This window comes from Nonomuraea sp. IBHARD001, assembly GCF_056106265.1.
Map to the genome: position 1 here is coordinate 4036587 of NZ_JBWBBW010000002.1, position 17065 is coordinate 4053651.

General features: G+C 74.3%; 15 protein-coding genes and 1 riboswitch. Of the genes, 8 read left to right on the forward strand and 7 right to left on the reverse strand.

Annotated features, from left to right (window positions below; all coding sequences use genetic code 11):
* Both cobO and ACTWNK_RS20455 read left to right on the forward strand, forming a co-directional pair.
* Positions 1–603, forward strand: coding sequence for a cob(I)yrinic acid a,c-diamide adenosyltransferase (cobO, locus tag ACTWNK_RS20450; protein WP_474305976.1), 603 nt, complete (start codon positions 1–3; stop codon positions 601–603).
* Positions 597–1961, forward strand: coding sequence for a cobyrinate a,c-diamide synthase (locus ACTWNK_RS20455; protein WP_474305977.1), 1365 nt, complete (start codon positions 597–599; stop codon positions 1959–1961). Before cobO ends, ACTWNK_RS20455 begins: the two co-directional genes overlap by 7 nt.
* Here the strand turns inward: ACTWNK_RS20455 and cobN are convergent.
* Complete coding sequence (gene cobN / locus ACTWNK_RS20460) at positions 1919–5512, reverse strand: cobaltochelatase subunit CobN (protein WP_474305978.1); 3594 nt, start codon at positions 5510–5512, stop codon at positions 1919–1921. The genes ACTWNK_RS20455 and cobN overlap by 43 nt on opposite strands.
* A gap of 37 nt (positions 5513–5549) precedes the next feature.
* Positions 5550–5740, reverse strand: a riboswitch (cobalamin riboswitch).
* Positions 5741–5760: 20 nt separating this feature from the next.
* Between cobN and cobG the strand changes: the two genes are divergently transcribed.
* The 3 genes from cobG to ACTWNK_RS20475 are packed head-to-tail and all read left to right on the forward strand — an operon-like array spanning position 5761 to position 9079.
* Positions 5761–6957: a precorrin-3B synthase gene (cobG, locus tag ACTWNK_RS20465; RefSeq protein ID WP_474305979.1), complete on the forward strand. Its 1197-nt coding sequence runs from the start codon at positions 5761–5763 to the stop codon at positions 6955–6957.
* Positions 6954–7574, forward strand: coding sequence for a precorrin-8X methylmutase (locus ACTWNK_RS20470; protein ID WP_474305980.1), 621 nt, complete (start codon positions 6954–6956; stop codon positions 7572–7574). The genes cobG and ACTWNK_RS20470 overlap by 4 nt, the downstream gene beginning before the upstream one ends.
* Complete coding sequence (locus ACTWNK_RS20475) at positions 7571–9079, forward strand: precorrin-2 C(20)-methyltransferase (RefSeq protein WP_474305981.1); 1509 nt, start codon at positions 7571–7573, stop codon at positions 9077–9079. The genes ACTWNK_RS20470 and ACTWNK_RS20475 overlap by 4 nt, the downstream gene beginning before the upstream one ends.
* On the opposite strand, the gene ACTWNK_RS20480 is transcribed toward ACTWNK_RS20475, so the two are convergent.
* The 4 genes from ACTWNK_RS20480 to ACTWNK_RS20495 are packed head-to-tail and all read right to left on the reverse strand — an operon-like array spanning position 9067 to position 12203.
* Entirely contained in the window at positions 9067–9822 is a 756-nt protein-coding gene (locus tag ACTWNK_RS20480) for a cobalt-precorrin-6A reductase (RefSeq protein WP_474305982.1), read from the reverse strand. The two genes, ACTWNK_RS20475 and ACTWNK_RS20480, sit on opposite strands and share 13 nt — an antisense overlap.
* On the reverse strand, positions 9819–10565 hold the full coding sequence (gene cobM, locus ACTWNK_RS20485) for a precorrin-4 C(11)-methyltransferase (protein ID WP_474305983.1): 747 nt from the start codon (positions 10563–10565) through the stop codon (positions 9819–9821). Before cobM ends, ACTWNK_RS20480 begins: the two co-directional genes overlap by 4 nt.
* Positions 10566–10602: 37 nt before the next feature.
* Positions 10603–11811, reverse strand: coding sequence for a precorrin-6y C5,15-methyltransferase (decarboxylating) subunit CbiE (cbiE, locus tag ACTWNK_RS20490; protein WP_474305984.1), 1209 nt, complete (start codon positions 11809–11811; stop codon positions 10603–10605).
* Positions 11808–12203 carry a pyridoxamine 5'-phosphate oxidase family protein gene (locus tag ACTWNK_RS20495; RefSeq protein ID WP_474305985.1) on the reverse strand — a complete coding sequence of 132 codons (396 nt, stop codon included), beginning with the start codon at positions 12201–12203 and terminating at the stop codon, positions 11808–11810. Before ACTWNK_RS20495 ends, cbiE begins: the two co-directional genes overlap by 4 nt.
* Positions 12204–12433: 230 nt before the next feature.
* Here ACTWNK_RS20495 and ACTWNK_RS20500 point away from each other — a divergent pair, with 230 nt between their 5' ends.
* Positions 12434–13633 carry a PucR family transcriptional regulator gene (locus tag ACTWNK_RS20500; protein WP_474305986.1) on the forward strand — a complete coding sequence of 400 codons (1200 nt, stop codon included), beginning with the start codon at positions 12434–12436 and terminating at the stop codon, positions 13631–13633.
* Position 13634: 1 nt separating this feature from the next.
* On the opposite strand, the gene ACTWNK_RS20505 is transcribed toward ACTWNK_RS20500, so the two are convergent.
* Entirely contained in the window at positions 13635–14195 is a 561-nt protein-coding gene (locus ACTWNK_RS20505) for a TetR/AcrR family transcriptional regulator (protein ID WP_474305987.1), read from the reverse strand.
* Between the two features lie 394 nt (positions 14196–14589).
* On the opposite strand from ACTWNK_RS20505, the gene ACTWNK_RS20510 reads away from it, so the two are divergent.
* Complete coding sequence (locus ACTWNK_RS20510) at positions 14590–15012, forward strand: DUF6463 family protein (protein ID WP_474305988.1); 423 nt, start codon at positions 14590–14592, stop codon at positions 15010–15012.
* A gap of 271 nt (positions 15013–15283) precedes the next feature.
* On the opposite strand, the gene ACTWNK_RS20515 is transcribed toward ACTWNK_RS20510, so the two are convergent.
* Positions 15284–15835 (reverse strand): DinB family protein, encoded by a 552-nt coding sequence (locus ACTWNK_RS20515; RefSeq protein WP_474305989.1) that lies wholly within the window; start codon positions 15833–15835, stop codon positions 15284–15286.
* A gap of 239 nt (positions 15836–16074) precedes the next feature.
* Here ACTWNK_RS20515 and ACTWNK_RS20520 point away from each other — a divergent pair, with 239 nt between their 5' ends.
* On the forward strand, positions 16075–17043 hold the full coding sequence (locus tag ACTWNK_RS20520; RefSeq protein WP_474305990.1) for an alpha/beta hydrolase: 969 nt from the start codon (positions 16075–16077) through the stop codon (positions 17041–17043).
* Positions 17044–17065: the final 22 nt, after the last annotated feature.

Below are 17065 nucleotides of genomic sequence, written 5' to 3' on the forward strand. Positions count from 1 at the left end.
ATGCCGCAGGGAAAGCCGGACAGTGTGCCGGACGACGGGCTCACCACCCGCCAGCGCAGGACCAGACCGCTGCTCATGGTGCACACGGGCACCGGCAAGGGCAAGTCGACCGCGGCGTTCGGCATGGCGTTGCGGGCCTGGAACCAGGGCTGGCCGATCGGCGTGTTCCAGTTCGTGAAGTCGGCCAAATGGCGCATCGGCGAGGAACGCGCGCTGACCGTGCTCGGCGCCAGCGGCGAGGGCGGCGAGGTGACCTGGCACAAGATGGGCGAAGGCTGGTCGTGGATCCAGCGGCCCGGCACCGGCGACGACCACGCCGAGCAGGCCCGCGAAGGCTGGGAGCAGATCAAGCGCGACCTGGCGGCCGAGCGCTACCGCTTCTATGTGCTGGATGAGTTCACCTACCCGCTCAAGTGGGGCTGGATCGACCTCGACGACGTCCTGGACACGCTGAAGGCCAGGCCGGGCGGCCAGCATGTGGTGATCACCGGCAGGGACGCGCCCGCGAGGCTGCTGGAGCTGGCCGACCTGGTGACGGAGATGGGCAAGGTCAAGCACCCCATGGACGCCGGGCAGAAGGGACAGAAGGGCATCGAGTGGTAGCACGGCTGGTGATCGCGGCTCCTTCGTCGGGCAGCGGCAAGACGACGGTGGCCACCGGTCTGATGGCGGCGCTGCGCTCGCGCGGCCTGCGGGTCTCCCCGCACAAGGTGGGCCCCGACTACATCGACCCCGGCTACCACGCGCTGGCCGCTGGCCGCCCCGGCCGCAACCTGGACCCGTACCTGGTCGGCGAGGACCGGGTGGCCCCCCTGTTCGCGCACGGCGCGGCCGGGGCCGACATCGCCGTGGTCGAGGGCGTGATGGGCCTGTTCGACGGCGTCGGCTCCGGCGAGACCGCCTCGACCGCTCACGTCGCCAGGCTGCTGGACGCACCGGTCGTGCTGGTGGTCGACGCGGCCAGGCAGAGCCGGTCGGTGGCCGCCCTGGTGCACGGATTCGCCTCGTTCGACCCGGCGTTGCGCTTCGGCGGCGTGGTGCTGAACCGGCTCGGTTCGGCCAGGCACGAGCAGCTGTGCCGGGCGGCCCTGGCCGAGCGCGGTGTGCCGGTGCTGGGCGCGATCGGCAGGCAGGAGAGCGTCGAGACGCCGTCGCGCCACCTCGGCCTCATCCCCGCCGCCGAGCGCAGCGCCGAGGCCGTCGAGGCCGTGGCCAGGCTCGGCGAGCTGGTGGCCAGGTCGTGCGACCTCGACGCCCTGGTACGGCTGGCGAACTCGGCCCCACGCCTGCACACGACGCCGTGGTCGGCGCAGGGCGCGCTCGACGGCGTGCGAGCGCCGGGCGGGTCCCGCCGGAGCCGTCCTGTGGTCGCGATGGCAGGGGGAGCCGCGTTCACCTTCGGCTACACCGAGCAGCGTGAGCTGCTGCGGGCGTCGGGCGCCGACATCGCCGTCTTCGACCCCCTGCGCGAGCGCCTGCCCGAAGGCGCCGCCGCGATCGTCGTCGGCGGCGGCTTCCCCGAGCTGTACGCGCCCGAACTGGCCGCCAACGAGCCGCTCAAGCGCGAGATCGCCGCGTTTCCCGGGCCGATCGCCGCCGAGTGCGCCGGACTCCTCTACCTGTGCCGCTCGCTCGACGGCCTGCCGATGTGCGGCCGTATCCCGGCCGATGCGGCGATGACGCCCAGGCTCACCCTCGGCTACCGCGACGCCACGGCCACGGCGCCGAGCCTGCTCACCCGCACGGGCGAACGCGTGCGCGGCCACGAGTTCCACCGCACGGCCGTACACCCGCCGGGCGGCCTCTACTCCTGGGAGGGCGGCGGCGACGGGTACGGCGACGCCATGCTGACGGCCTCCTACCTGCACCTGCACTGGGCGGGCAGCCCGCATCTGGCCGCCCGCCTGACCGATGCCGCCTACGCGGTGCCCTCCTCCAGGTCGCCCTCGGTCTTGAGGTAGACCTCCTGCAGCCCTTGCAGCAGGTCGGGGTCGGGGTGCTCCCACATGCCCCGGCTCGCCGCCTCCAGCAGGCGTTCGGCGATCCCGTGCAGCGCCCACGGGTTGGACCTGGCCATGAACTCCCTGTTCTCCGGGTCCATGACGTAGGTGGCGGCCAGCTTGTCGTACATCCAGTCGGCCACCACGCCGGTCGTGGCGTCGTAGCCGAACAGGTAGTCGACGGTCGCGGCCAGCTCGAACGCGCCCTTGTAGCCGTGGCGGCGCATGGCGGCCAGCCAGTTCGGATTGACGACGCGCGCCCTGAAGATGCGCGAGGTCTCCTCCGACAGCGTCCTGGTGCGCACCGCGTCGGGGCGCGTGCTGTCGCCGATGTAGGCGGCGGGCGCCTTGCCGGTCAGCGCCCGCACGGTGGCGACCATGCCGCCGTGGTACTGGAAGTAGTCGTCGGAGTCGGCGATGTCGTGCTCGCGCGTGTCGACGTTCTTGGCGGCTACGGCGATGCGCCGGTACGTGCTCTCCATGTCGGCGCGCGCCTCGACGCCGTCCAGGTCGCGGCCGTAGGCGTAGCCGCCCCACACGGCGTAGACCTCGGCCAGGTCGGCGTCGTCGCGCCAGTTGCGGCTGTCGATGAGCGGCAGCAGCCCGGCCCCGTACGCGCCCGGCCGTGAGCCGAACACGCGCAGGGTGGCCCGGCGTTCGTCGCCGTGCTCGGCCAGCGACTGGCGGGTGTGCGCCCTGACGTAGTTGTCCTCGTCGCTCTCCTCGAGGCCGGCCGCCAGCCGTACGGCGTCGTCGAGCATGGCCACCACGTGCGGGAAGGCGTCGCGGAAGAAGCCGCTGATCCGGACCGTGACGTCCACGCGCGGGCGGTCGAGCTCGGCCAGTGGGATCGGCTCCAGGGTGGTGACGCGCCGCGAGGCCTCGTCCCACACCGGGCGCACGCCCAGCAGGGCGAGCACCTCGGCCACGTCGTCACCGGCCGTGCGCATGGCGCTGGTGCCCCAGACCGACAGGCCGACCGAACGCGGCCAGGCGCCGTGGTCGGCCCGGTAGCGTGCCAGCAGCGAGTCGGCCATCGCCTGGCCGGTCTCCCACGCCAGGCGGCTGGGCACGGCCCTCGGGTCGACGGAGTAGAAGTTGCGGCCGGTCGGCAGCACGTTGATCAGCCCGCGCAGCGGCGAGCCGCTCGGCCCGGCGGGCACGTAGCCTCCGGCCAGCGCGTGGGTCAGATGGGTGAGCTCGTCGGTCGTGCGGGCCAGCCTGGGCACGACCTCGGCCGAGGCGAACTCCAGGATGCTCGTCACCAGCGCGTCGGGCCCGCCGAGCACCCGCGCGGTGACCTCGCCGGAGGCGGCCTTCGACCAGCCGGAGTCCTCCATGGCCTGGACGAGCGCACGGGCCTTCGCCTCGGCCTCGTCGACGCTCACCCGCCCGGCCGAGCCGTCCTCGGCCAGGCCGAGCGCCTCGCGCAGTCCGGGCAGCGACTCCTGACCGGCCCACATCTGCCTGGCCCGCAGCATCGCCAGCACCAGGTCGACCCGAGTGGCGCCCTGCGGGGCCGCGCCCAGCACGTGCAGGCCGTCGCGGATCTGGGCGTCCTTCACCTCGCACAGCCAGCCGTCGACGTGCAGCAGGAAGTCGTCGAACTCGGTGTCGTGCGGCCGGTCGGCCAGCCCGAGGTCGTGGTCGAGCTTGGCCGCCTGGATGAGCGTCCAGATCTGCGCCCTGATCGCGGGCAGCTTGGCCGGGTCCATCGCCGCGATCGAGGCGTGCTCGTCCAGCAGCTGCTCCAGGCGGGCGATGTCGCCGTAGGTCTCGGCGCGGGCCATCGGCGGCACCATGTGGTCGACGAGCACCGCGTGCGCCCTGCGCTTGGCCTGGGTGCCCTCGCCGGGGTCGTTGACCAGGAAGGGGTAGATCAGCGGCACGTCCCCGAGCGCGGCGTCCGGCCCGCAGGCGGCCGACAGGCCCGCCGACTTGCCCGGCAGCCACTCCAGGTTGCCGTGCTTGCCGACGTGCACGACGGCGTGCGCGCCGAAGTCGTCGGCCAGCCAGCGGTAGGCGGCCAGGTAGTGATGGCTGGGCGGCAGGTCCGGGTCGTGGTAGATGGCGATCGGGTTCTCGCCGAAACCGCGCGGCGGCTGCACCATGACCACGACGTTGCCCGCGCGCAGCGCCGCGAGCACGATGTCGCCCTCGTGCGTGAACAGCTCGCCGGGCGCGGGGCCCCAGTGCTCCTCGACGCCTTCGCGCAGCGCGGCGGGCAGCGTGCCGAAGTACTCGGCGTAGCGGGCGCCGGGGATGCGCACGGGATTGCCCGCGAGCTGCTCCTCGGTCAGCCAGTCGGCGTCCTGGCCGCCCGCCGCGATCAGCGCGTGGATCAGCGCGTCGCCGTCGGCGTCCGCCACGCCGGGGAAGCCCTCGCCCAGGTCGTAGCCCTCCTGCTGGAGCACGGCCAGCAGCTTGACCACACTGGCCGGGGTGTCCAGCCCGACCGCGTTGCCGATCCTGGAGTGCTTGGTCGGGTAGGCCGACAGCATCACCGCGATCCGCTTGTCGCCGGGAGCCACGTGCCGCAGCAGCCCGTGCCGTACGGCGATGCCCGCGACCCTGGCGGCGCGCTCCTCGTCGGCCACGTAGACGGTCAGCCCGTCCTCGTCGATCTCCTTGAAGGAGAAGGGCACGGTGATGATGCGCCCGTCGAACTCGGGGATGGCCACCTGCGAGGCGGCGTCCAGCGGGGACAGGCCGTCGTCGTTGGCCTCCCACGCCTCGCGGCTGGTCGTCAGGCACAGGCCTTGCAGGATCGGCACGTCGAGCCCGGCGAGCGCGCCCACGTCCCAGGCGGCGTCGTCGCCCCCGGCTCCGGCCGAGGCGGGCTTGGACCCTCCGGCGGCCAGGACGGTCACCACCAGGGCGTCGGCCTGGCGCAGCACCTCCAGCAGCTCGGGCTCGGCCGTCCGCAGCGAGGAGCAGAACACCGGCAGCGCCCGCCCGCCTGAGGCCTCGACGGCCTGGCAGAGCGTCTCGACGAAGGCGGTGTTCCCGGCCACGTGGTGCGCGCGGTAGTACAGGACGCCGATGACGGGGCCGTCGGTCGCGGCGGCGGTGCGCGGCAGCGGTCCCCATGAGGGGGTGGGCTCGGGGGCGGCGAAACCGTGCCCGGTCAGCAGCACGGTGTCGGACAGGAAGGCGTGCAGCTCGCCCAGGTTGGCCGGTCCGCCGTGCGCGAGATAGGCGTGCGCCTCGGCGCAGACACCGCCGCTCACCGTGGACAGCTCCATGAGCTCGGCGTCCGGCGCCTGCTCGCCGCCGAGCACCACGACCGGCCTGGGGCCCGCGAGCAGGGCGTCGAGCCCGTCCTCCCAGGCTCTCCTGCCGCCGAGGATGCGCACGACCACCAGATCGACGCCGTCGAGCAGGGGCGGCAGGTCGTCGGCCGTGAGCCTGGCCGGGTTGCCCAGCCGGTAGGCGGCGGCGCTGGCGCGTGCGCTCAGCAGGTCGGTGTCCGAGGTGGAAAGCAGCAGGACGGTGGGGTGCTCGGGACGCACGAAAGGTCCTCCCTCGGGGTCCGCGCCCCGGTCGTGGGTGTCACGACGGCAGAAGTCTCCTGGCTCCCGGATCGGCGCTCACCCCTGGCCTTCCCGTCCGTCGCCGGACCGTGGCCTGCGGTGGGGCTTGCTCCCCGGTTACAGTGGCGGGACCGCGCCGGTTTCTCACCGGCTTCCTTCTGCGCCGTCGCCTGCGCTCAGCATGGCACACAGATCCGGCCCAGAAAACTGGCGTTACCATCCTCAACGTGGCTGAAACCGGACGATCACGACGTGACGCCTGTCCCGGTGCGCTGTCGGCGCACGCCGCCGCCGACGGCCTGCTGGCCCGCGTACGGCTGCCGGGAGGCGCGATCACCGCGAGCGGGCTGCACGACCTCGCGGACGGCGCCGCCCGGCTCGGCTCCGGCGTGCTCGAACTCACCTCACGGGGCAACATCCAGGTCAGAGGGCTGGACGCGACCGGCCTTCCGCTGCTGGCCGGCCTGCTCGCCCGGGCCGGACTGCTGCCTTCGGCCACCCACGAGCGCGTGCGCAACATCGTCGCCTCGCCGCTGAGCGGGCGCTCCTCGCACACCCTGCTGGATGTGCGGGAGGCGGTGCGTGAGCTGGACGAGCGGGTGTGCTCGACGCCTCGGCTGGCCTCGCTGCCCGGGCGGTTCCTGTTCGCGCTGGACGACGGTTCGGGCGACGTGCGGGCGTTGCGTGCCGACGTCACGGCCGTGGCCGTCGCGGCGGACGAGGCGGCCGTCCTGCTGGCCGGGGCCGACAGCGGCCTGCGGGCGCCCGCCGCCCTCGTGCCCTCCGTGCTGGTCGCGGCGGCGCACGCCTTCCTCGACGAGCGCGAGGCGCAGGGCTCGGCGGCCTGGCGGCTGGCCGAGCTGCAGGAGGGCCCCTCGCGCTGCGCCGTACGGCTGGGCGGCGTCGCGGGGGTGGGCCGGGCGCCCGGAGGGGACGGGACGCCGCCAGCCGTCGGAGGCGTCGTCCAGCCCGACGGACGGGTGGCGGTGGTGGCCGGTGCGCCTCTGGGGCGGCTGACGGCGGCGCGGGCCGAGCTGCTGGCGGCCGTGTCCGCGCAGGCCGGAGGGCTGATCGTCACCCCGTGGCGTACGGTCGTCGTGCCCGACCAGGAGGCGGGGCGTGCGGCGGAGCTGATCGGGGAACTGGCGGCGGCCGGGCTGATCACCGATGCGGCGCATCCGCTGGCCGGGGTGAGCGCGTGCACCGGGCTCCCGGGATGCGCCAAGTCGCTCGCCGACGTACGGGCCGACGCCGAGCGCTGGGCGGCAGGGCAGGGGGTGATGCCGCCGGGTCCGGCAAAGGGCGCTAATCTCCCCGTGCACTGGTCGGGATGCGAGCGACGTTGCGGACGGCCACGCGAGACAGCGGCCGACTTCGTCGCCACAGCGGACGGCTACCGTACACAGCACGCAGGGGACATGTGAGCGACTACATCCGCGACGGCGCGGAGATCTACCGGCAGTCCTTCGCCACCATCAGGGCCGAGGCCGACCTGTCGGGCCTGCCCGCCGACGTCGCCAGGGTCGCCGTGCGCATGATCCACGCGTGCGGCATGACCGATCTGCCCGCCGACATCGGCCACAGCCCGCGCGTGGTCGCCTCGGCCCGTACGGCGCTGCTGGCCGGCGCGCCGGTGCTGTGCGACGCGACCATGGTGGCCTCCGGCGTCACCCGTCGCAGGCTGCCGGCGGGCAACGAGGTGCTCTGCCTGCTCGGCGACCCCCGCGTGCCCGCTCTGGCCCAGCGGCTGGGCACGACCCGCAGCGCGGCGGCCGTCGAGCTGTGGGCCGACCGGCTCGACGGCGCGGTCGTCGCGGTGGGCAACGCGCCGACGGCCCTGTTCCGGCTGCTGGAACTCGTCGCGGCGGGCGGACCGCGCCCCGCCGCCGTGCTGGGCGTCCCGGTGGGCTTCATCGGCGCGGCCGAGTCCAAGCAGGCCCTGGCGGAAAGCGACCTGGAACACCTGGTGGTACACGGCCGCAGAGGCGGCAGCGCCATGGCGGCGGCGGCGCTCAACGCGATCGCGAGCGAGGAGGAGTGAGCGTGGGCAAGGGACGCCTCAGAGGCGTGGGGCTGGGACCGGGCGACCCGGAACTGGTGACGGTCAAGGCCGCCAGGTACATCGGAGAGGCCGACGTCATCGCCTTCCACAGCGCCAGGCACGGCCGCAGCATCGCCCGCTCGGTCGCCCTGCCGTACCTGCGGCCGGGCGAGCAGATCGAAGAGCCGCTGATGTACCCGGTGACGACCGAGACGACCGACCACCCCGGCGGGTACCAGGGCGCGATGGACGACTTCTACGCCGAGTGCGCGGCCAAGCTCGCCGCCCACCTCGACGAGGGGCGCGACGTCGTCGTGCTGTGCGAGGGCGATCCGCTGTTCTACGGCTCCTACATGCACCTGCACAAGCGGCTGGCCCATCGCTACCCGACCGAGGTGGTGCCGGGCGTGACGTCGGTGAGCGGCGCCTCGGCCGTGCTCGGCAGGCCGCTGGTCGAACGGGACGAGACGCTCACCGTGCTGCCGGGCACGCTGCCCGCCGAGGTGCTCGCCGACCGGCTGGCACGCACCGACTCGGCCGCCGTGCTCAAGCTCGGCCGTACCTTCGAGAAGGTGCGCGATGCGTTCGCCGAGGCGGGCAGGCTGGAGGAGGCGTGGTACGTCGAGCGGGCCACCACCGGCGCCCAGCGCGTGCTGCCGCTGAAAGACGTCGATCCCGCCGGGGTGCCGTACTTCTCGCTGGCGCTGCTGCCGAGCGCGCTGACGCCCGAGCACGGCCTGCGCGCCGAGGCGGCGGGCGCCGTGCCCGGCAGGGGCGAGGTCGTCGTGGTCGGCCTCGGTCCCGCCGGTCGCGAGTGGCTCACGCCGGAGGCGCAGGAGGCGCTGGCCGCGGCGGACGACCTGATCGGCTACGGCCCCTACCTGGAGCGGATCGCGCCGAACCCGCGTCAGCGGCGGCACCCGACCGACAACCGCGTCGAGGCCGAACGCGCGGCGCACGCCCTCGACCTCGCGCTCACCGGTGTGCGGGTGGCGGTGGTCTCGTCGGGCGATCCCGGTGTGTTCGCGATGGCCAGCGCGGTGCTGGAGGTCGCCGACGATCCGAAGTACGCCGATGTCGAGGTGCGCGTGCTGCCCGGACTGACCGCCGCGCAGGCCGTCGCCAGCAGGGCGGGCGCGCCGCTCGGGCACGACTACTGCGTGCTGTCGCTGTCGGACCTGCTCAAGCCGTGGGACGTCGTCGCCGCGCGGATCAGCGCCGCCGCATCGGCCGATCTGGTGCTCGCGATCTACAATCCGGCCTCGCGCAGCCGCAGGTGGCAGGTGGCAGCCGCCCGCGACCTGGTGCTGGCGCATCGCGAGCCGGGCACGCCCGTCGTGGTGGGCCGTGACGTCGGCGGGCCCGGCGAGCGGGTGCGCGTGACCACGCTGGGCGAGCTCGACCCGGACGAGGTCGACATGCGCACGCTGCTGGTGATCGGCTCCTCGACCACGCGGGTGGCGTCGAGCGGCGCCGTCTACACCCCGCGCCGCTACCCGGCCTGAGAGACGGGGGAGGCCGCCCACGCGGCGGCCTCCTCGGCGGTGCCGGCCAGGCGCGCACCGGCGGGCAGGGGCGGCCTGTCCACCATGACGACGGGCAGGCCGAGCTCGCGCGCGGCCACCAGCTTGGCGGTCGTCATCGCGCCGCCGCTGTCCCTGGTCACCAGCACGTCCAGGCGGTGCTCGGCGATGAGCGCACGCTCACCCTCGACCGTGTACGGCCCGCGCGCCAGCAGCACGTGCATGTGCGCGGGCACCGGCGGCTCGGGCGGGTCGACCGATCTGGCCAGGAACCACAGGCCCGCGCACCCGGCGAACACCGGCATGCTGCGCCTGCCCGTCGTGAGGAACACCCGTGAGCCGAGTGCGGGCAGCAGCTCGGCGGCGGCCCGCAGGTCGGGCACGTGCCGCCAGTCGTCGCCTGGGCCACGCGTCCAGCCGGGCCTGCGCAGCACCAGCAGGGGCACACCCGTCGCCGCAGCGGCCTCGACCGCGTGCGCCGTCATCGTGGCGGCGAACGGATGCGTGGCGTCGACCAGCCGATCGACGCCTTCGGCGCGCAGCCAGTCCGCCAGCCCGGCCGCCCCGCCGAAACCGCCCAGGCGCACCTCGCCGACCGGCAGCCGGGGATCGCGTACCCGACCGGCCAGCGACGACACGACCCGCAGCCCCGGCAGCCGCTCCAGCAGCGCCGCCAGCGCCCTGGCCTCGGCGGTGCCGCCCAGGATGAGCACGCGTGCGGTCACGGGGTACGGCACCTGGCGGCGGAGTACAGGTGGCTGTCGGGGAAGCCTTCGGCGGCGAGCACCCGGCCCACCACGATGACGGCCGTGCGCACGATGCCCTCGGCGCGCACCTTGGCCGCCACGTCGGCGAGCGTGCCCCTGACGATCACCTCGTCGGCCCGGCTGGCCCTGGCCACGACCGCGACCGGGCAGTCGGCGCCGTAGCGCGGCAGCAGCTCGCGCACGACCTCCTCGATGCGCTGCACGGCCAGGTGCAGCACCATCGTCGCCCCGCTCGCGCCCAGCGTCGCCAGGTCCTCGCCTTCGGGCATCGGCGTCGCCCTGGCCGAGGTGCGCGTGAGCACGATGCTCTGCCCCACGCCCGGCACGGTCAGCTCCCGCCGCAGCGAAGCCGCCGCCGCCGCGAACGCCGGAACACCCGGCACCACCTCGTACGGCACGCCGATGGCGTCCAGCCTGCGCATCTGCTCGGCCATGGCGCTGAACACCGAAGGGTCGCCGGAGTGCAGCCTGGCCACATCGAGCCCGGCCTCGTGCGCGGCGGCGAGCTCGGCGACGATCTCGTCCAGCGTGAGCCCCGCGGTGTCGACCAGCCTGGCGCCCGGCGGGCAGTCGCCGAGCAGTTCGGCGGGCACGAGCGACCCGGCGTACAGGCACACGGGCGCGGCCCGGAGCACGCGCAGGCCGCGCACGGTGATGAGATCGGCCGCTCCGGGACCGGCGCCGATGAAGTGGACGGTCATACGCGCTCCTCGCGGGCGGCAGGGGCCGGGTGGGGTGTCACATGTGCTCCTTGACGGCCGTCCAGACGGTGACGGGCATCATCGGCCGCCAGCCGGTGAAGCCGCCGACCGGGGCCGCGTGCTGCACGGCCAGGCGCACCAGGTCGCCGCCGTGCTCGCCGTACCATCGGCCCAGCACGGCCTCGGACTCCATCGTGACCGCGTTGGCGACCAGCCTGCCGCCGGGGCGCAGGGCCTGCCAGCAGGCGGTCATCAGGCCGGGCACGGTCGCGCCGCCGCCGACGAACACGGCGTCGGGCACGGGCAGCCCGTCGAGTGCCCGCGGCGCCCGGCCGACGACGACCCGCAGGCCGGGCACGCCCAGGGCCGAGGCGTTGCGCCCGATGCGGTCGGCCCGCTCCTGACGGCTCTCCACGGCGACCGCACGGCAGGCCGGATGGCTGCGCATCCACTCCACGGCGATGCTGCCCGACCCGGCCCCGACGTCCCACAGCAGCTCGCCGGGCACCGGCGCCAGGCGCGACAGGCTGACCGCGCGCACCTCGCGCTTGGTGAGCTGCCCGTCGTGCTCGAACGCCTCGTCCGGCAGGCCGGGCACGGACGCGAGAGGGGTACGGCCGGGCGCGAGCACGCACTCCACGCCGATCACGTGCAGCGCGGGCGAGTCGCCCTCCGGCCAGCTCTCCGCCAGGCCGCGCACGACGGACTCGCGCTCGGAGCCGAGGTCGCCCAGCACACTCATCGGGCTCGGCCCGTAACCGGCCTCGGCGAGCAGGGCGCCCACGGCGGCCGGAGTGCCCGGCCCCGAGCCGAGCACCACGAGCCGCCGCCCCGGAGCCAGCCGCGCACGCAACGCCGCGAGCGGCCTGCCGACCACACTGACGGTCTCGACCTGCTCGTGCGCCCAGCCGAGCCGGGCGCAGGCCAGACTGAGACTGGAGGCATGCGGCACGACCCGCACCGCGTCGGCCCCGAGCAGCCGCACCAGCGTCGCGCCGATGCCGTAGAACAGGGGATCGCCGCTGGCCAGCACGCACACCCGCCGCCCGGCACGCTCCCGCAGCAGCGCGGGAAGCGCGGGCAGCAGCGGCGAGGGCCAGGCCACGCGTTCGGCGGCCGGATCGCCCGGCACCAGGCCGAGCTGTCTGGCCGAGCCCATCAGGACCTCGGCCGCCCGTACCTCGGTCCGCGCTGCGGCGCTCAGGCCGCTCCAGCCGTCGGCGCCGATCCCGACGACAGTGATCACATGTTCCCCAGCACGCGGGTCACCCGGATCTCCAGGACGACACGGGCCGGGTTCTGCCTCGGCGGCCGGTAGCGGGCGGTGTAGCGGGCCTCGGCGTCGGACACGGACGCGGGGTCGTCGCGGACGATCGCCCTGCCTTCGAGCGTCGACCAGCGGGCGCCGTCGACCTGGCACAGCGACACCGCCACCCCTTCGGCCCCGGCCCGAGCGGCCAGTACGGCCTTGCGCGAGGTACCGGAGGTGATCACCCGGGCCGTCGCGCTCTCCAGGTCGAGCGTGGCGCCCACGGGGACGACGTGCACACTGCCGTCGGGCCTGGCCGTGCTCAGCGTGCACAGGTGACGCTCCTGCCAGAAGGCGGCGAATCCCGCGCCCCGCTCGGCCAACTCCACGTCAGGTCCCCTCGCTCACCCACCAACGGCGCTGGCCATCGTAGCGGCGCGGCCCGCCCCGCCCGATGCCAGGTGAGCCGACGCCCCGGCGATCTCCCCCATTGCCAGGATTTCTGATGAAGAATCCGGCTTTTTCCGGCAAGCGAACTCTTTCTGTCATCTGTTACATGCTGGGCGGCCCGAGGGTGGGAATCTATTGGACGGACTCGCAGACGAACGAGGACGGCGTTGTGACCGATACCAGAACCCTGACGATCGGCGGTGTGGCCGCGCACCGCCGGTTGGACCGTGAGCGCGAGAGCCTGGCCCCGCGCCTGGTCGAACGGATCGTGAGCGAGGTGGCACGCTACCGGCCGCTGCCCAGGCAGGAGCTGGGCGCGGGCGTCGCCCTCGTCGTCGAGGAGAACCTCCAGGCCCTGGCCGAGGCGCTGCGTACCCGCGTCGTGCCCGACCTGCCCGGGGAACGGCTGGCCGAGACGGCGGCGGAGGGGGCCGAGGCGGGCATCCCGCCCGAGGCGCTGCTCGGGGCCTACCAGCTGGCGTTCGCCGAGGCCTGGCGTGCCGTGGTGGCCGAGGCCGCGCCCGGCGACCTGGCCGACGTGCTGACCTGTACCGAGCTGGTGCTCGACTTCGGCCGCAAGGCCGCCCAGGCGATCACCGCCGCCTACTTCGCCGAACGCGGGAGGGCGTCAGGGCGGGAGCAGGACGCCAGGTACCGCTTCGTCTCGGCTCTGCTGCGCGGCGAGGCGGGCGACGCGCTCGCCGTACGGGCCGGGCTTCGGCTCGCGCCCCGCTACCTGGTGCTCAGCCTGGCCTTCGACGGTGAGGGCGACGGGCGGCTGAGCCGCATCGAACGTGAGCTCGACGAGGAGGTGCTGTCCCTGCTCGACGCCGACGGCGGCACGTTGCTGGTGCCGTGGGAGGGACGCAGGGGCTCGACGGCCGTGCACTGGGACGGCGCGCCGGGCCCGTCCGCGCACTCGCTGGTCGAACGGCTGGCTGCGGCGGGCCGTACGTCGATCACGGCGGCGGTCGCCGAGGGGGCGCCCGAGGAGGTTCCGGCGCAGCTCAGGCAGGCCAGGGAGGTGCTCGACGTGGCCCGGTGGTTCGGCAAGGGGCCCGGGCTGTACCGGCTGGCCGACGTGCTGGTGGAGTACCAGCTCACCCGGCCGACCGCGGCGACCGCGGCGCTCGCCGGACTGCTGCGACCGCTGGAGGGGCATCCCGACCTGCTGGAGACGCTGGAGCTGCACCTGTCGCTCGGCCGGGCCAGACGGCGTACGGCCGAGGCGCTGCATCTGCATCCCAACACGGTGGACTACCGGCTGCGCAGGGTGACGATGCTGACCGGCCTTGAGCCCGCCGACGACGGCGAACTGTTCCGCCTCGTCGCCGCGCTCGCCGCCCGCAAGGCCGCAGGGCCGGGCTGACTCAGCCCGGCTCCCCCCTCGGATACAGGGCCCGGATCGCGCCGCCCAAGGCGTCGAGGTCGACGGCCTCCGGCGCGACGCGCCACTGGGCGTGCACACCGATCACCACACCGACCAGCAGCACGCTGAACGCCTCCGCGTCGACCCCCTCGGGCAGCACGGGAAGCAGCGCCCGCACGCCCTGACGCAGCGCGCCGTGCAGCCGGGCGTAGTGCTCCCTGATCGGCGAGTCCTCCTCCACGGCCTCGGCGAGCAGCGTGATGAACAACCGCGTGCCCGGCGTGCGGACGAACTCCGCGAGCCGGTCGAGCGGCTCGCCGCCCCCGGTGTCGAAGCCGGTCAGCAGGGCGCGCAGCCGGTCGTCGAGCACGGCCTCCAGCAGCCCCAGCTTGTTGCCGAAGTGCCAGGGGATGGAGCCCCGGCTGATGCCCGCCCGTTCGGCGATGTCGACGAAGCTCGTCTGCCGATACCCCCGCTCGGCGAAGAGCGCGGCGGCGGCGTCGACCAGGAGCCTGCGACTCTCGTCGCTCCTTTGCTCGCGTCGGGACGTGGTGGTGCTCATGGGTCCATCTAACCAGGTATGCCGGATGGCAGAGCGAGTGTTGAGCGGTATAGCCTGTGTTGGTCAGCATAGAACTTTGGGAGGCTCAACATGGCAGATCCGGGCGAAGTCTCGTGACCCGGCCTTGTGTCGCGACCAGGGTGCGGCGGGTATCCGAGACCGCACTGTCGAACGGCTGGTCCGGGCGTCTTGTCGGGGGTGGTGTCGCGCGTCGCCACAGTCTTTTCGGGGTCGATATCGCGTTCTTTCGGGGCCTGTCCGTGGCGGCTTTCGCGCTCTGGCGAGGTCCCCGCGAGGCAGTCGTCCCGTCCTTGCGTCGGCCCGGGGTTCGCTCGGCGACGACCGCGCGGCACCGGGGGCGCGGCTGGGCCGGGTGCGTTGCGGGGCGGTGGGCGTGGTGACGGCGGTGGTGCGCAGGCGGCTGGTGCGGTGGGCCGGTGGGATCGTGGTGGTGCTGGGGGGTGGGCACCTGCTGCTGATGACCGTGCTGGCCGGGGACGAGGTCGCCGGGTGGGCGCGGCGGGGTGTGTGGGCGGCGGTGCCGTTGCTGCCGGGTGAGGTGACGGTCGGGGCGTTGCGTAACTCGGCGGCCTTCTGGGGCGGGCCGGGGAGTTTCGCGGTGCCGCTGATCCTGTTCGGGTGCCTGCTGTGGCACCTCGCGGGGCGCGAGGTGGCCGTGCCCGCCGCGTTCGGGTGGGCGCTGGCGGGGTGGTGCCTGCTGGGCGGGCTGCTGCTGGTGCCCTCGCCGTTCATCGCGGGCGTGGTCGCGGGCGCGCTCGTCGTGGCGGCGGCCCGCGCCCGGCCGAAGCCCGGATGACATCCGGACCAGCGTGCGCGAGGCGATGGGAGCGCCCGTGGCGGCGGCCCGCGCCCGGCCGAGGGCCGGATGACGGCTCGGCCCGCCCGCTGACCGCCCCCGAGCGCGCCGGTATGACCGCGGCCGGAGCTCGGGTGGCGGCTGGGCCCGCCTGGGGCGCGCGTCGTTCTTGGCCTGTGCGACCGCGCTGCCCGGAGGAAGGCTCGGCCCGTCCGGCATACACCTTGCTCGACCCGCGCGGCCGTGCCGTCCAGGTGGCGGGTGGGGTCGGTCAGGCGCCGCTGGCGCCGTCGATGCGTTCGCGGAGTAGGTCGGCGTGGCCGTTGTGGCGGGCGTACTCGGCGATCAGGTTGATGAGCAGCCAGCGGACGGTGAACGGCCGGCCGCTTCCCCTGGCCGTGCCGGTGGCGTCGAGGTCGGCCGTGGCGAGGATCTGCCGTGAGCGCTCGCACTCCTCCCGCCACTGGGCCAGCGCTTCCAGGACGTCGCCGTCGAGGCGGTCGAAGTCCTGGTCGGGGTCGTCGTCGGAGTAGTGGAGCAGCGGCACGTCCTCACCGGCGAACTGGATGCGGAACCACCACCGCTCCACGCCTGCCAGATGCCGTACCAGCCCGTGCAGCGACATCGACGACGGCGGCACGCCACGCTCCGACAGCCGCTCGGGCGGCACGCCCTGGCACTTCAGCTCGAACGTCGCGCGATGCCAGTCCAGGAAGGCGACGAGCATCTCCCGCTCACCACCGACCCTGGGCGGATCGTCCCTCGTGTCCTCCTGCCACCGCTCGGCGAAGGTGGCGGGCACGAAGAGCTCGCTGTCGGACATGTAGTACTCCTCTCGTCTCGTCAGACCACGCCCGAGCAGTCTGCCCGAAGCCACCGACAGTTCTGCACAGCTCCCCCGGGTCGTTCGGCACAGCTCCCTCCGGCTGTTCAGCACGGCTCTCCCTGGCCATCCGGCACAGCCCCCTCCGGCTGTGTTCAGCACGGCTCTCCCCGGCCATCTGGCACAGCCCCCGCCCGTTCGGCGCAGCGCCGATGCCGTACGGCCGCAGAGTGGGGGAAGTGCGGGCATGGCGGCGCGGGGGAGCGGGGATCGTCGCGGCCGTGTGGACCCGCCGCCCGATGCGCCCGCTGTGCCCGGCCGCCCGCCTGGCCGCCTTCCCCCTGACCACGCGAACCCTGACCGTGCTCGCCCTGACCATGCGAACCCTGACCACGCTCGCCCTCACCGCGCTAACCATGACCGCACTCGCCGCCCCGAGCCCCGCCGCAGCCGCCTCCTCCCGCACCACGGCCGCCTACGGTACGAAAGCGGCCCAGCGCATGGACGTCATCCCGGGCCGTGACGGCCGCAGGCCGGGGGTGTTCCTCGTGCACGGCGGCTGGTGGTCGGAGGGCGACAAGAGCGCGCTCGCCTCGGTCGCCGCGCACTTCGCCGGCCGGGGATACGCCGTGTTCAACCTCAACTACCGCCTGACGGGCGCGGTCGTGTGGCCTTCGCCGCGCACCGACGTGCTGGCCGCCGTCGCGCACGCCCGTGCCAACGCCCGCCGCTACCGGTTCGACGCCTCCCGCTACGTGCTCGTCGGCTTCTCGGCGGGCGGCCATCTGGCCCTGTCGGCCGGCCTGTACGCCGAGGGCCCGCCGGGCCTGCGTGGGGTGATCGGCCTGTCGCCGGTGGCCTCGCCCGCCCTGGCCTACGAGGCGGGCGGCAGGGCGACGGCCTCGCCGCGTGCGGTACGGCTGCGCGAGGCGGCAAGGGCGCTGGCCGGATGCTCGCCTTCGGCCTGCCGTACGGTGTGGCGGAGTATGGAGCCGGCCGCGCACGCCACGGCGGCGGACGTGCCGGTCCTGGTGTTCCACTCCAGGCGCGAGTTCGTCCCGCCGGGCCAGAGCAAGGCGCTGGGCCGGTCGGGGATCACCCTCACGACCCGCGTCCTGCCGGGCAGCGCGCACAGTACGGACCTCTACCGGCGCGCGGACGTCGCGGCGGAGGTCGACCGCTGGACGGCCGAGGCGCTCGGCCGATGACGGGCAGGCCCGGCTATCCAGC

Excerpts from the sequence above, each read along its gene's own strand:
- cobO (WP_474305976.1), top strand. The coding sequence starts at position 1 with ATGCCGCAGGGAAAGCCGGACAGTGTGCCGGACGACGGGCTCACCACC.
- cobM (WP_474305983.1), bottom strand. The coding sequence starts at position 10,565 with ATGACCGTCCACTTCATCGGCGCCGGTCCCGGAGCGGCCGATCTCATC.
- ACTWNK_RS20505 (WP_474305987.1), bottom strand. The coding sequence starts at position 14,195 with ATGAGCACCACCACGTCCCGACGCGAGCAAAGGAGCGACGAGAGTCGC.
- ACTWNK_RS20515 (WP_474305989.1), bottom strand. The coding sequence starts at position 15,835 with ATGTCCGACAGCGAGCTCTTCGTGCCCGCCACCTTCGCCGAGCGGTGG.